We start from the raw sequence: 13,581 nt of genomic DNA on the forward strand, positions 1-13,581 counted from the left end.
AGGCACTTATTGGCGCGGGCAGTTATCCACAGGGCGTTGTTTCCGCCTCGATTATGCGTTGTCACGCGCGTAGCGTCGAGGGTGACGGGCCCACCCGGGGCCCACAAAGGAGTGACATCATGACCGCTTACGCCGTTGACGCCGAACAGGTATCCGCAGCATCCGCACAGGCCTGCGCGACCGCCTCCACGATTCGCACCGAAGTCGACACGCTCATGTCCCAGCTGCTCGCCCTTCAGGACTCGTGGACGGGCGGAGCACAGGCCAACTTCCAGGCCACGATCACCCAGTGGCAGGGCATCCAGGCACAGACCCACGACGCGCTGGACTCCATCTCCACGCAGCTACAGGCTGCGGCGACCACCTACGCGGACGCCGAGGCGCACTCGTCGGCCCTGTTCGCAGGCGCTTAGACATGCACCTGAGGCGAGACGCGTCATCCCGCCCCCGGTGCAGTGCGCGTCGTCCGCCAGACACGCGCCTGGGGGCGGGACCCTCACGGGCCCCGCCCCCAGGCGGATCAGCATTAACGCCGAGCGGCTCAGTACATGCCGCCCATACCGGCGCCAGCCTCGTCGCCACCGGCAGCCGGCGGCTCGGGCTTGTCGGCGACGACGGCCTCGGTCGTCAGGAACATGCCCGCGATCGACGCGGCGTTCTGCAGCGCGGAACGGGTGACCTTGACCGGGTCGGAGATGCCGGCGGCCATGAGGTCGGTGTACTCGCCGGTCGCAGCGTTCAAGCCGTGGCCGGGCTCCATGTTGGCGACGCGGTCGGCGACCACGCCGCCCTCGACGCCCGCGTTCTCAGCAATCTGCTTGAGGGGGGCGGAGACGGACAGGCGCACGATGTTGACGCCGGTCGCCTCGTCGCCGGTGAGGGAGTCGAGCTTGGGCAGCGCCACGGCGGCGGCCTGGATCAGGGCGACGCCGCCGCCGGCGACCAGGCCCTCCTCGGAGGCCGCGCGAGCGTTACGAACGGCGTCCTCGATGCGGTGCTTGCGCTCCTTGAGCTCGACCTCGGTGGCCGCGCCGGACTTGATGACGGCGACGCCGCCAGCCAGCTTGGCGAGGCGCTCCTGCAGCTTCTCGCGGTCGTAGTCGGAGTCGGTGTTCTCGATCTCCTGGCGGATCTGGCGCACGCGGGCGTCCAGCATGTCCTTGTCGCCGGCTCCCTCGACGATGGTGGTCTCGTCCTTGGAGACGACGATCTTGCGGGCGCGGCCCAGCAGCTCGAGGTCAGCGTTCTCGAGGGAGAGGCCGACGGTCTCGGAGATGACCTGGCCGCCCGTCAGGATGGCCATGTCCTGCAGCATCGCCTTGCGGCGCTCGCCGAAGCCGGGGGCCTTGACGGCGACAGACTTGAAGGTGCCGCGGATCTTGTTGACGACCAGCGTGGCGAGGGCTTCGCCCTCGACGTCCTCGGCGATGATCGCCAGGGGCTTGCCGGTCTGCATGACCTTCTCCAGGACGGGAACGATGTCCTTGACGTTGGAGATCTTGGAGTCCATGAGGAGGACGTAAGCGTCCTCGAGGACGGCTTCCTGGCGCTCCTGGTCGGTCACAAAGTAGGCCGACAGGTAGCCCTTGTCGAAGCGCATGCCCTCGGTGGTCTCCAGGGTGGTGTCGAAGGAGTTGGTCTCCTCGACGGTGACGACGCCCTCGGCGCCGACCTTGTCGAAGGCCTCGGCGATGAGCTTGCCGATGGCGGGGTCGTTGGCAGAGATGGAGGCCGTGGCAGCGATCTGCTCGGTGGTCTCGACGGGCTTGGCGTCGGCGTGCAGCTGGGCGACGATGGCCTCGACGGCCTGGTCGATGCCGCGCTTGAGGGCGATCGGGTTGGATCCGGCGGCGACGTTGCGCAGGCCCTCGTGGACCAGGGCCTGGGCCAGAACGGTCGCGGTGGTGGTGCCGTCACCCGCGACGTCATCGGTCTTCTTGGCGACCTCCTTGACGAGCTCGGCGCCGATGCGCTCGAAGGGATCGTCGAGGTCGATTTCCTTGGCGACGGACACGCCGTCCTTGGTGATCGTGGGGGCGCCCCACTTCTTGTCGAGCACGACGTTGCGGCCCTTGGGGCCGAGCGTCACCTTGACGGTGTCGGCCAGCAGGTTCAGGCCGTTCTCCATGCCGCGACGGGCATCCTCATCAAACTTGATGATCTTGCTCATTGGGAATATATCCTTCCGCGATGCGGATCGGGTCCGGTGCCCGCGACGGACGACCGCGCTTGGTGGGCGGCCTCACCGGACCTGTGGTCTTGTCACTCTCCATGTCGGAGTGCCAAGTACGATTCTGGCACTCACCAGCATCGAGTGCAAGGCGAGGTAGGGGACGTGAGCCCGATGCGCTCAGGGCGTAACGCGCGCGACCCAGATATGCGCGAGCCGCCGGAACCCACGCGGGGCCGGGCGGCTCGCAGAACTCGCGCGCGCTTAGCGCAGGACGACGACGATGTCCGGGTTTCCCAGGCCGTTCTCCTGGCGGACGTTGTCGATACCGAGCTTGGACGCGATGTCCTTCGCGGTCCCTTCCATGCTGGGGTCCTCGTAGTACACGGTCGAGGTCTGCGTCGCCCAGCCGTCGGCGTTGGCCGCGGAGGTTCCGGCGTAGCCCGCCTGGTTGAGGATCGCCGCCTGCTGGCTGGCGTAGCCCTGGGTGCCGGTGCCGTTGAGGACCTGGATGACGGCGCCATGATCGGGCGCGGAGGATGCCGCGGACGAGGAGGGGCTCGGCGAGGGGGTGGCTTCGGTGCCGCTCTCGGCGGGCGCGGCGCTGGAGGGCGCGGCGCTGGGGGCGGGGGTCGTGCCACTGGTCGTCGTGATGGGCGCGGGGGTGGGGTTGACGGTGGTGGTCTGCTGGCGCGACAGGGCAGTGGCTGCTGCCCAGCCGAGCGCGGGAACGATCACGAGGATGGCCAGGAAGGGCCACACGTTCTTCCACTTGGACGGCTTGGGGCGGTGCATGCCGACGGGCATGTCTTCACCGGCGCGGTCAAATTCATCCCTGGGGTACTGAGAGCTCACACGTTCAGACTATCGGAAAAGACCGGCAGGGGCTCGTGTGGCACGCGGGATGTGTGGGGTGGCATGCGCGGCATTAGGCTGGTGTCATGAGCGATTACAATCCGCGTCCGCTGTCCGAGCTGATCGATCCGGGATGGGCCGCGGCTCTGGCGCCGGTCGAGGGCCGCGTCCACGAGTTGGGCGCGATGCTGGCCGCCGAGGTGGACGAGGGGTGCGGCTACCTGCCCGCGGGGACGGACGTGCTGCGCGCATTCACCTACCCCTTCGATTCGGCGAAGGTACTGATCGTGGGACAGGACCCGTACCCGACGCCAGGTCACGCGATGGGCCTGTCGTTTTCGGTTCGTCCGGGGGTCGAGATCCCTAAGTCCCTGGTCAACATTTTTCGGGAGCTCGGCGAGGACGTGGGCTGCCCACCCCCGTCGTCGGGCGATTTGACGCCATGGAGCGAGCAGGGAGTGTGCCTGCTCAACCGCGTGTTGACCGTGCGCCCGGGAGCCCCCGCCTCGCACAGGGGGCGCGGCTGGGAGGAGGTCACGCAGTGCGCGATCGACGCGCTGGTGGCTCGTCGGCGCGCGGACGGATCGCGCGCGCCCCTCGTCGCGATCCTGTGGGGCAAGGACGCGCAGTCGTTGGCCCCTCGCCTCGGGGACACGCCGATTATCGCGTCGCCGCATCCCTCGCCCCTGTCCGCGTATCGAGGTTTTTTTGGGTCGCGACCGTTCTCGCGCGCGAACCGGTTGCTCGAGGAGCAGGGGGCGTCGGGCGTCGACTGGTCGCTGGGGCGCTGAGAGGGAAACGAGGCGACAAGGCCGGGCATGGCCGCGAGGGCGGCGTCCGCGCCGCGGTGAGAAGTGCCGCGAGGAGGGGCTCGGCGGATACTTCTCTCTCTCCAATTAGACACACCACGACGGTTAGGGTGCCACGAGTTCACCCGCCATACGGGTCACGGCGGGATATATCGGGCCGAAGAAGCACGTTGTACGACACAACGTGTTGGTCAGGGCTCGGTCCCTGGCATCGTCGAGGGGGCGTCATCGGGCAAGCGCGCTCGCGCCGCCGCGCCTCCGACAGGATGCGCCCATCGAGGGATGACACCTGATCGATAAGATTCCACCTGATCAGGAAGATTCCATCCGATCAGAAGGGGTTGAATCTTCCCAATCAAGTGGATCGCTTCATCGGCGACAAGCGTCGTCGCGGAACTCGCCGACCAGGCCCCGCGCCAGCGAGGCCCTCCAAGGTTCGTCGCGACCGGCACCTCCCTGTCCGCCACGACCAAGTCCGTCACCCCCGCGCCAGCGAGGCTCTCCAAGGTTCGTCGCGACACCAGCCGTCGACACCGTCCCCGACGCCCAACAGGGCCTGGCCGGGCAGTCCTGCACCAGCGATGGAGCATACACCAGGGGTAATGGAGGGGGTTTTGCACCATTAGAAGCCTCCCCTCGGCGTGTCGCCGGCGTGTCGCGCCTCTATTGGTGCAATTCCCCCCCGTTTGGTGGCGCCCTCGACGTGGGCCAAGCTCGACCGTGCACCTCTCACAGCGCAATTCCCCCCATTTGGTGGCGGTCCGCGCGTGGCTTTGGTTGGTGTGGCGCCCAAAGTGCAGACCACCTCGGCGAAAAATGCTGAAAATCGGGTGTTGTGGGCGAGGTGGTCTGCGATGTGGGCACAACGGCGCCTGGCCTCGCGTGCTGCTCGCGCGCGAACCCCCGAACATGCACAGTAACCCGTCAATGCGCAGCTAAACCCTATTGGTGGCATGGTGGGCAGGGCGCCCAGGCCACCACCCATCGGGTTAACGTGCACATGAAGGGACCCAGGCCGCCACCGGCCGGGCCCAAGCCGCCACCTCACGGGTGAGCATGCGAGTGAAAAGACTCACGCGCGCACGATGCGTTCACACAAACACAAGAGGGCCCCACAGCTCGCAGGCGTCCCGACGCTCTCTCTATTCCCAGGGAGACGACAGAGGCGCGACCCCGAAGGATCGCGCCTCTCGTTACGGACGGTGGCCGCGCCATCGGCGCTGACAAGTCGACCATCCAGCAACACGTTTTGTCCAACCTCCACGTTGGCTCCCAACCAACTAAAACACCAACTTTCCCGCACCAAAAAGCCCAAAAGTCACGCTACCAGCAACACGTAGTGTCCTATAACCCGAAGAAGACGGCCGGGCCGCGCGCGGCCAAGCGCCGCCCCGAAGAACGACTATTGGGCCATGATGAGTTCCTTCGTTGCCGCGCGATCTTTGATTTGCCCCAGGGGCGCGCCAAACTGGATGAATCTAGCGCCAGCAGACCCCATCAACCCGCAAAGTACCCGCGCAGCCGCTACCAACCAACAGGTACGAATAAGCCGGGCACCCACTTTCCCGCAATAACAGGGGAAAACAGGCCACCCGGCCAGTGCCAGCCACACAACGGCCCTACCCGTGTGAACTAACCATTGGAGCCGGCTATCGGACTCGAACCGATGACCTGCTGTTTACAAGACAGCTGCTCTACCAACTGAGCTAAGCCGGCGGCGGACACTAGTGTGCCACAGGTTGGGGGCCCGGCGCGCGGGAGGAAGAGTGACACACCACGCCCCAGGTCAGTGGTGGGGCGGGCCCGCCACGCGAACCCGCCCCACCACCGTCTCGACGATCAGTTCGAGCTGGTGGTCGTCCCCTCGCTCTGCGACTGGCCGTCACCGCTCTGGGAGGGCTCGGTGGCGGCGGGCGCCGAGGTGGGATCGACCAGCGGGGTCGCGGAGTCGGAGAATCCGAAAAGCTCCTTAATGGTGGAACGCATGGACTCGGGGTCGTTGGTGAGCGTCACCAGGGTGGAGTGGTCCTTGACCAGCTCGGGGGTACCGAGCTTGTTGGGCTCACGCCCGTCGACGGACGCGTTCTTCCAGGCGTTGGAGGAGGCCTCGAGGTAGGGCTCGACGGCGTTGACCGGGAAGGTGGCGATGACGTCTGCGGGGACGCCGACCTCGGTGGCGATCTGCTTGACCTGCTTCCAGGACGCATCGAGGTTCTGGACGACCGTGCCATTGCCCGCCTGGAACTGGGAGCGGAAGTAGGCCAGGAGCGCGTGGTGGAACTCGACCCACTTGTCGGGGGCCTTCTGGGCGACGACCAGGGAGGCACCGGTCGCAGGCTTGAGGTAGTTCATGTTCACGGTAATAACGGGCTGCAGCTCAAGGTTGTAATGCCCTTCGGATGCCCAGGTCGTCAGATCCTCGCCCAGGACGGCATCGAGGTCGGCACACGCGTGGCAGGAATAGTCGAAGTACTCGGTGAGCGTGGGCAGATTCGGGTCGGCCTGGGAGGACACGCCGTTGCCGTTGACGACGATCGGGCGCCCATCCGCGAAGACTCCGAGGACCTCGGAGGCGTCGACGTTGCGGGCGGCGTTGATCTGGGACTGCTGCTTCCAGATCACGCCGCCGACGGCGCCGACGACGGCCAGGACGATCGCGGCGACGACGGAGATGACGATGATGCGGGTGCGACGGTCGGCGCGCTCTTGCGCCAGGCGCATCTGCGCGGCCTTCGCGCGCACGGGATCGACGTCGGGCTTCTTCTTCTGAGCCATGACCTTACCTTCCAGAATTAGTTGAATGTTGCAATAGTAGCGAGCGCAAACGCATTCGCCTAGTGCGACAGGCCACCCGTGATGGCGTACCAGGAGCCAATCAGGAACCCCACACAGCCTACCGCGAGGAGGGCTCGCCCCCAGAGCGGACGCACGACACTCCGCAGGGAGGTGGCGATTCCGACGCGCAGGTCGGCCGCGAAAGGCATGAGCCAGGCCGCCAGCAGCGTGAACGTCGCGAGCCCCCACACGATGGCCGCCCCCGTCGGATCGCTCGACCAATAGTCCTCGTGCGAGGGACTGGCCGAGCTGGCAGCATCGAAGGGCCAGCTCCACAGGATCACGCCCTGGTGGGAATAGGAGACGAGGACCCAGACCAGGTAGGGAATAAGCCCACCAATGACGAGCGCGAGGGAGCTGGTCAGCACGGATCGCACGAGCAGGATCGGGGACATGGCGATGACGGCCGCCCCGTCGCTAGATTTGGGCCCACGCAGGATACGGCGCCGCTCAACCCACCTGGTCATGGCGCCGACGAGGCCGAAGGCTGTCAGCGCGATGCCGACGATCATCGAGCCGGTGACGCCAAGCATGAACGGGAGGGCTGCGAGCGCGGCGAGCAGGGCGGCGCCGGAGAACCATGCCCCCTTGCTCCACGACGAGGCCGTGGCCCCCTGCCCCGAGGGGAAAGAGCCCGGCTCGCCAGCACCGGGAGCCCACGCGGGGCCAGAGGCCAGGGGCGCCCCGGGCATCTGGCGACCGCCGCCGGGAGCATACCCGCCGCGGGGGTCAAGGTATCCCCCTTGAGGGCCGGGATAGCCCCCTTGGGGAGCGAGATAGCCGCCCTGGGGGGCAGGGGGCGAGGGGCGGTCATACGGGGGAATGACCTCGGTCGGGTCCGCGTCATCGACCGCCTGCCAGGTGTCGGTCGCGTCGTCGTGCCAGGCGACCTCGCTGGGGTCGTCGTCCCACTCCTCCTCGTCCCACGCGACGGAGGCCGTGTCGACCTGTTCGGTGTGGTCGTTGGCGGCGGTGAATTCCGAGGCGTCGCGGCGCGGATGCTCGGGGTATGTGACAGCTCGGGCGCCGGTGGCACCGGGGCGCACGCCGGCCTCGTCCCACTGGGGAGGGGCGGCGATTTCCTGCGGGTCGGAGTTGATGGACTGGGTGCGCACGCCCGTGTCAAGGAGCTGAGCCCAGTTGACGGTCACGTAGTCGAGTTCGCCGGGAGCCCAGCCGACGGCGCTCATGAGATCGGCGACGATCAGGGAGGGCGAGGGACGATCGTCGGGGTCGGGGGCCAGTCCCCCCGCGAGCGCGTCGGCGACCATCGGGTGCAGCCCGGCCAGGTCGGGATCACCCTCGATGACGCGCAGCATGGTGGCGGTCACGTCCCCCTTGCCGAAGGGCGGGCGTCCGGTCGCGCACGACAGGAGCGTCGCACACCAGGCCCACCAGTCGGATTCTTTGGTGGCGTGGCCACCCTGAAGGAGCTCGGGCGCGGTGTATCCGGCCGTGCCGGAGACGAGGCCGGTGCGCGTCAGGTGCTGGTCCTCCACGGCCATCGCGATGCCGAAGTCGATAAGGACGGGCCCGCGCGGAGAACAGATGATGTTGGAGGGCTTGATGTCGCGGTGGATGATGTCGGCGTGATGAACGGCCGCGATCGTCGAGGCCAGGTGGTAGGACATGGCGGCGACACCGCGCAGCGGGATCGGGCCGGACACGAGGATCTCCGCGAGGGTGGGCCCATCCACGTATTCGGAGACAACGAAGGGCTGGCTCGCCTCCGTCTCCGCGTCGACGATGTGGGCGACGAAGGGGGAACGCACCGAGTTCACGGTGCGGGTCTCTCGCTCGAGGCGGGCGCGCGATTCCTCGGAGGCCGCCATCGCGGGATGCATGGCTTTGAGGGCGACGCGCGTGCCGCCCCCATCTTCGGCGAGCCACACCGTGCCCGCGCCGCCCGTTCCGAGTCGGCGGATGAGCCTGTAGCCGCCCAGTTCCTCGCCTTCTTCCACGCCACCAGAGTAGCGGCACCCTCCCTCATCTGTGTCCACCCGCGCGGGCAACCCCGGCCTCGTGAAGGAAAACGAGGCGAGCGCCACACCCACTCGTCCCCCTCCCGATCCACGATCCGACACGGACTGTACATGCACGGTCGACCGTGGTAATTTCTGCTCTAGTCGCGCGCGCGGAACGATCCGCGTTCGCACTCCGTGGGCGAAGACGCTCCACGGTCGCCCCACAACGGATCGTCCGGCACGTACCTGCCGGTGGGAAGGAATTGAACATGGCAACCGTTACCTTCGATCACGCGACTCGCGTCTACCCGGGCTCCGACAAGCCCGCCGTCGACCAGCTGTGCCTCGACATCGCCGACGGCGAGTTCCTCGTCCTGGTCGGCCCCTCCGGCTGCGGCAAGTCCACCTCCCTGCGCATGCTCGCGGGCCTGGAGGACGTCAACGGTGGTCGCATCCTCATCGGCGATAAGGACGTCACCAACGTTCCCCCGAAGAACCGCGACATCGCGATGGTCTTCCAGAACTACGCCCTCTACCCGCACATGTCGGTGCGCGAGAACATGGGCTTCGCCCTGAAGATCGCGGGCGTGCCGAAGGAGAAGATCAACAAGCGCGTCGAAGAGGCGGCCCGGATCCTCGACCTGGAGCCCTACCTGGACCGCAAGCCCAAGGCTCTGTCCGGCGGTCAGCGTCAGCGCGTCGCCATGGGCCGCGCGATCGTCCGTAAGCCCCAGGTCTTCCTCATGGACGAGCCGCTGTCCAACCTGGACGCCAAGCTGCGCGTCCAGACCCGCACCCAGATCGCATCCCTGCAGCGCGAGCTCGGCGTCACCACCGTGTACGTCACGCACGACCAGACCGAGGCCCTGACGATGGGCGACCGCATTGCGGTCCTCGCCGGCGGCCTCCTCCAGCAGGTCGGAACCCCGCAGGAGATGTACGAGCGTCCCGCCAACGAGTTCGTCGCCGGCTTCATCGGCTCCCCCGCCATGAACCTGGGCACCTTCACGGTGGACGGCGAGTGGGCGAAGATCGGCCCGGCCCGCGTACGCCTGTCGGCCGCCACCCGCGACGCGCTGGTCCCCGAGGACGGCGGAATGATCAAGATCGGCTTCCGCCCGGAGGGCCTGGACGTCGTTGACGCGTCCGTCGAAGACACCATCCCCGTCGAGGTCGACTTCGTCGAGGAGCTCGGCTCGGACGCCTACGTGTACGGCCACCTGGTCGGCGACGAGAAGGGCGAGGGCCTGGGCTCCGGCGCCGAAGGCACCTCCAAGCAGCTGATCGTGCGTGTTCCCCCGCGCACCGCCCCCGGCCGCGGCGGCGTCCTGTACGTGCGCATCCGCGAGGGCCAGCAGCACAACTTCTCGGCCTCCACGGGCGTTCGCCTGCCCGAGTGACGCGCGCCTAGCGCTCACCCCCTAGCAGCCCCGGCCTCGTTCGTTCATCTCCCGAACGAGGCCGGGGCTCGTTCGTGGGCGCGCCGACGCACGCACGTGTTGTACGCCGCGAAGCGCGCCTGACCTACTGTCGGGCTATGCGAGAGCCGCGAGAGATGAGAGAATGAGGGTATGGCTTTGGACATTACGGCGGCCGCGGCCGAGCCCGCGCTCCTTGACCTCCCTTGGGACATTCCTCTGGAGGAGTGGCCGTCGTCGCTGCTCGCCGCCCTACCGCGCGGTATTTCCCGCCACGTCGTGCGCTTCGTGAACCTGTCGGGACGCGTCCTGGCGGTCAAGGAGATCGGCGAGACGGTGGCCCACCACGAGTACGACATGCTGCGCGACCTCTCGCGCCTGGACGCACCCTCGGTCGTCCCGGTCGCGGTCATCACGGGCCGCGTCGGAGCGGACGGCGAAGAGCTCAACGCGGTGCTCATCACCGAGCACCTACAGTTCTCCCTCCCCTACCGCGCGCTCTTCTCCCTGTCGATGCGCGAAGACACGGCGACCCGCCTCATCGACGCGCTCGCACTGCTGCTCGTGCGCCTGCACCTCATCGGCTTCTACTGGGGCGACGTCTCCCTGTCGAACACGCTGTTCCGCCGCGACGCCGGCGAGTTCGCCGCCTACCTCGTGGACGCCGAAACAGGAGAGCTGCACCCCGATCTGACCCCCGGCCAGCGCGAATACGACGTGGACTTGGCCCGCACAAACATCATCGGCGAGCTCATGGACCTCCAGGCCGGCGGCTACTTCCCGCTGGAATCCGACCCCATCGACGTGGGCGACCGCATCCGCACCCAGTATGACCTCCTATGGACCGAAGTCACCGCGGAGGAGTCCCTGCCCAACCAACAGCGCCAATACCTCGTCAGTGAGCGCATCCGGCGCCTCAACGAGCTTGGCTTCGACGTCGCCGAGCTGCGCATGGCCTCGGACGACACCGGCGAGCACCTCGTCATTCAGCCGAAGGTGGTCGACGCGGGACACCACAACCGCAAGTTCATGCGCCTGACGGGCATGGACGTCGGCGAGCATCAGGCCCGCCGCCTCCTCGGCGACATCGACGCGTGGCGCGCCACCCACGACATGCAGGACGTTCCCCTGGAGGAGGCCGCCCACGACTGGCTCACCGACGTCTTCGCCCCCATCGTCCGCGCGATTCCCCGCGAGCTGGCGGGCAAACTGGAGCCCGCGCAGCTGTACCACGAGTACCTCGAGCACCGCTGGTACATGGCCCAGCAGGCCGGCCACGACATCCCGCGCGAGGAGGCCCTCGCCTCCTACATCACCAACATCCTGCAGTCGAAGCGCGACGAGGCCGTCCTGCTCGAACCCGCTTCGGAGCGTTCCTCCACGTTCAGCGCGGCATCGCACCCCGACCTATGGTGAAGGGGTACCGATACTCGCCCCTCGCACGCTAGGAGCACCTATGTCTGAATTTCCCCGCATCTTCGCCCACAGGGGCGCATCCTCGCTGGCTCCGGAGAACACGATCGCCGCGTTTTCTAAGGCCATGGAGGTCGGCGCGCGCTGGTTCGAGTTCGACGTGGACATCACGGGCGACGGCTCCCTGATCGTCATCCACGACGACACCCTGGATCGCACGACGACGGGTTCGGGTTCCTACTATCAGCTGGGTTTCTCCGATATTCGTCGCCTGGACGCGGGCCGCTGGTTCTCTGACACGTACCGCTTCGAGCGCATTCCAGAGGCCACCGACGTGCTCGCCTTCGCGCACGCTCAGCAGATGGGCGCAAACCTGGAGATCAAGCCGTGCGCGGGCGGCGACCGCCTGCGCGAACGCCTCATCGAGACCCTGGCCGTCACGCTCGCCGGGGACAAGGTCCCCTCGCGCCTCCTCGTGTCCTCCTTCGACCACGACCTGCTGCGTGCCTTCCACGAGGCCTGCCCGTCGGTTGCGCTCGGCTGGCTCATCGAGCGCGCGTCCGAGGAGTGGCGTGAGGGCGCTGCCACCCTCGGCGCCGCGGCGATCCACCCTGGCGTTGAGGGTCTCACCGAGTCCGATGCGCACGCCATGCGCGACGCCGGCTTCGAGGTCAACGTGTGGACCGTCAACGACGTGGAGCAGGCCCGCGAGCTGGCCTCGTGGGGCGTCACGGGCATCTTCACGGATCGCCCGCAGGATTTCCCTGCCGAGGCCCTGGCGCGCTAAAGGCGGCTGGGCGCGGCCGCGCTCGCCCACCGGAAACGAAACGACGGCCGGGGACGCGTGAGCGTCCCCGGCCGTTTCCCGTCGTGGGGCGTTGGCTCGTTACGCCTCGCCCGCGCGGCGCGCGAAACGCTTGGACACGTGCTTGGCCAGCGAGAGCTCCGCGATGGAGTCGACCACCATGAGGCCGCCGACGATGCCCGCGACACGCATCCAGCCCGAGCGCGGAGGGGTCGCGCGCACGGCGGCGACGAGCATGCCGACACCGACGATGGCCTCGGCGGCGACGGCCGCATGGATGATCCAGGGGCGTTCGACGGCGACGGACTCGTAGGAGTTCCACAGGGGCTTGACCACCGACTGCGGCTGCCCCATCATGATGTCGACGCTGCGGCCAATCGCGTTGGAGATGCCGCGCGCGAGGTGCACGGTGACGCCCTCGACGTCCTCAATATCCGTGGTCCCCAGGAGGAAGCCGGCGATGGAGCCGGGCAGCCCGAGTGCGCGCACGACCTTCCACACGGATTCTTCGCCCGTGGTCGCGACGGAGGCCCACAGGGCGTCCGCGTCGGCGCCGGGCACGGCCTGGGCGATGGCCTGCAGGTCGAGGCGGTCGCCGACCAGGTCGATGACCTCGCCGGGCAGGTTCAGTGCCTTGTCGTGGCCGCCGGGGACGATCGCGGCGTCCATGCCCCAGTTGTGGGACACGATGTGCTCCAGGTGGTCGTCGGTCACCAGGAACACCTGGAATTCGCCGTCCGTGACGGACAGGGTGACGAGGGGCAGGTCGCCGAAGTTCCAGCCTTCCTTCTCGGCGGGCAGCTCCGCGAGGAGCGCGCGGTGGTCGTCGGCGAGCTCCAGGTCGCCCAGATCCACGCCCTCCAGGGCCGCCAGGAGCGGCACCGACGAGGCGGGGGTGCGTCCGATCTCGACGATGCGGGTCGGAGTCGGCTCCGCGGTCGCCGAGGCCTCCTCATCAGAGGGCCACACGGTGCCCAGCGGCGAGTCGCCCTCGGGCAGGTGGTCGGCCGTCGCGTTACCGATGCGTACCTCGGCATCGAACAGAATAGCGAGCTCGTCGGCCAGCTCGGCGGGGGTGGGACCCGGGACGACCTCAGTGGAGCCCGCGGGGACGGTAGCAACGCGGTCGTCTGCGACCGCGACGTTGAGGCCGAGCAGCTGCGGCGTAGAGGGGAACCATTCGAGCTGGGCGAGGATCGCACGCTCCTTCAGCTCCCCGGCAACCACGCCGGGATCCAGCTCGTGGCCGATAATCATGCCTTCACTGCGGGTCCAATCCTGGGCCATGTCACTACCTTCCTGTCCGTGGTGA

10 protein-coding genes and 1 tRNA gene are annotated in these 13,581 nt (G+C 67.8%); 5 read left to right on the forward strand and 6 right to left on the reverse strand.

Annotated features, from left to right (window positions below; all coding sequences use genetic code 11):
• Positions 1-119 precede the first annotated feature (119 nt).
• Positions 120-413, forward strand: coding sequence for a WXG100 family type VII secretion target (locus QU663_RS08955; RefSeq protein ID WP_009054976.1), 294 nt, complete (start codon positions 120-122; stop codon positions 411-413).
• 128 nt (positions 414-541) lie between these two features.
• Here QU663_RS08955 and groL read toward each other — a convergent pair whose 3' ends face one another.
• Entirely contained in the window at positions 542-2,170 is a 1,629-nt protein-coding gene (gene groL, locus QU663_RS08960; protein ID WP_021611844.1) for a chaperonin GroEL, read from the reverse strand.
• 264 nt (positions 2,171-2,434) lie between these two features.
• Positions 2,435-2,977: a LytR C-terminal domain-containing protein gene (locus tag QU663_RS08965; protein ID WP_021611843.1), complete on the reverse strand. Its 543-nt coding sequence runs from the start codon at positions 2,975-2,977 to the stop codon at positions 2,435-2,437.
• 134 nt (positions 2,978-3,111) lie between these two features.
• On the opposite strand from QU663_RS08965, the gene QU663_RS08970 reads away from it, so the two are divergent.
• The gene (locus QU663_RS08970; protein WP_021611841.1) at positions 3,112-3,816 is read left to right on the forward strand and encodes a uracil-DNA glycosylase; all 705 of its coding nucleotides are present in this window, start codon (positions 3,112-3,114) and stop codon (positions 3,814-3,816) included.
• A 1,658-nt stretch (positions 3,817-5,474) separates the two neighbouring features.
• On the opposite strand, the gene QU663_RS08975 is transcribed toward QU663_RS08970, so the two are convergent.
• The 3 genes from QU663_RS08975 to QU663_RS08985 all read right to left on the reverse strand — a co-directional run bounded on the left by QU663_RS08975 (position 5,475) and on the right by QU663_RS08985 (position 8,630).
• Positions 5,475-5,550 (reverse strand) — tRNA-Thr (locus QU663_RS08975).
• A 123-nt stretch (positions 5,551-5,673) separates the two neighbouring features.
• Entirely contained in the window at positions 5,674-6,609 is a 936-nt protein-coding gene (locus tag QU663_RS08980; RefSeq protein ID WP_021611081.1) for a DsbA family protein, read from the reverse strand.
• A gap of 59 nt (positions 6,610-6,668) precedes the next feature.
• Positions 6,669-8,630 carry a serine/threonine-protein kinase gene (locus QU663_RS08985; protein ID WP_034480472.1) on the reverse strand — a complete coding sequence of 654 codons (1,962 nt, stop codon included), beginning with the start codon at positions 8,628-8,630 and terminating at the stop codon, positions 6,669-6,671.
• A gap of 272 nt (positions 8,631-8,902) precedes the next feature.
• On the opposite strand from QU663_RS08985, the gene QU663_RS08990 reads away from it, so the two are divergent.
• The 3 genes from QU663_RS08990 to QU663_RS09000 all read left to right on the forward strand — a co-directional run bounded on the left by QU663_RS08990 (position 8,903) and on the right by QU663_RS09000 (position 12,251).
• Positions 8,903-10,033, forward strand: coding sequence for an ABC transporter ATP-binding protein (locus QU663_RS08990; RefSeq protein ID WP_021611079.1), 1,131 nt, complete (start codon positions 8,903-8,905; stop codon positions 10,031-10,033).
• A gap of 171 nt (positions 10,034-10,204) precedes the next feature.
• Positions 10,205-11,467 (forward strand): DUF4032 domain-containing protein, encoded by a 1,263-nt coding sequence (locus tag QU663_RS08995; protein ID WP_021611078.1) that lies wholly within the window; start codon positions 10,205-10,207, stop codon positions 11,465-11,467.
• Positions 11,468-11,507: 40 nt separating this feature from the next.
• The gene (locus QU663_RS09000; protein ID WP_021611077.1) at positions 11,508-12,251 is read left to right on the forward strand and encodes a glycerophosphoryl diester phosphodiesterase; all 744 of its coding nucleotides are present in this window, start codon (positions 11,508-11,510) and stop codon (positions 12,249-12,251) included.
• A gap of 99 nt (positions 12,252-12,350) precedes the next feature.
• Here QU663_RS09000 and QU663_RS09005 read toward each other — a convergent pair whose 3' ends face one another.
• Positions 12,351-13,556 carry a hypothetical protein gene (locus QU663_RS09005; RefSeq protein ID WP_021611076.1) on the reverse strand — a complete coding sequence of 402 codons (1,206 nt, stop codon included), beginning with the start codon at positions 13,554-13,556 and terminating at the stop codon, positions 12,351-12,353.
• Positions 13,557-13,581: the final 25 nt, after the last annotated feature.

Source organism: Schaalia sp. HMT-172, from assembly GCF_030644365.1.
Taxonomy (GTDB): domain Bacteria; phylum Actinomycetota; class Actinomycetes; order Actinomycetales; family Actinomycetaceae; genus Pauljensenia.

Excerpts from the sequence above, each read along its gene's own strand:
- groL (WP_021611844.1), bottom strand. The coding sequence starts at position 2,170 with ATGAGCAAGATCATCAAGTTTGATGAGGATGCCCGTCGCGGCATGGAG.
- QU663_RS08965 (WP_021611843.1), bottom strand. The coding sequence starts at position 2,977 with ATGCCCGTCGGCATGCACCGCCCCAAGCCGTCCAAGTGGAAGAACGTG.
- QU663_RS08980 (WP_021611081.1), bottom strand. The coding sequence starts at position 6,609 with ATGGCTCAGAAGAAGAAGCCCGACGTCGATCCCGTGCGCGCGAAGGCC.
- QU663_RS09005 (WP_021611076.1), bottom strand. The coding sequence starts at position 13,556 with ATGGCCCAGGATTGGACCCGCAGTGAAGGCATGATTATCGGCCACGAG.
- QU663_RS08955 (WP_009054976.1), top strand. The coding sequence starts at position 120 with ATGACCGCTTACGCCGTTGACGCCGAACAGGTATCCGCAGCATCCGCA.
- QU663_RS08990 (WP_021611079.1), top strand. The coding sequence starts at position 8,903 with ATGGCAACCGTTACCTTCGATCACGCGACTCGCGTCTACCCGGGCTCC.
- QU663_RS09000 (WP_021611077.1), top strand. The coding sequence starts at position 11,508 with ATGTCTGAATTTCCCCGCATCTTCGCCCACAGGGGCGCATCCTCGCTG.
- QU663_RS08995 (WP_021611078.1), top strand. The coding sequence starts at position 10,205 with ATGGCTTTGGACATTACGGCGGCCGCGGCCGAGCCCGCGCTCCTTGAC.
- QU663_RS08970 (WP_021611841.1), top strand. The coding sequence starts at position 3,112 with ATGAGCGATTACAATCCGCGTCCGCTGTCCGAGCTGATCGATCCGGGA.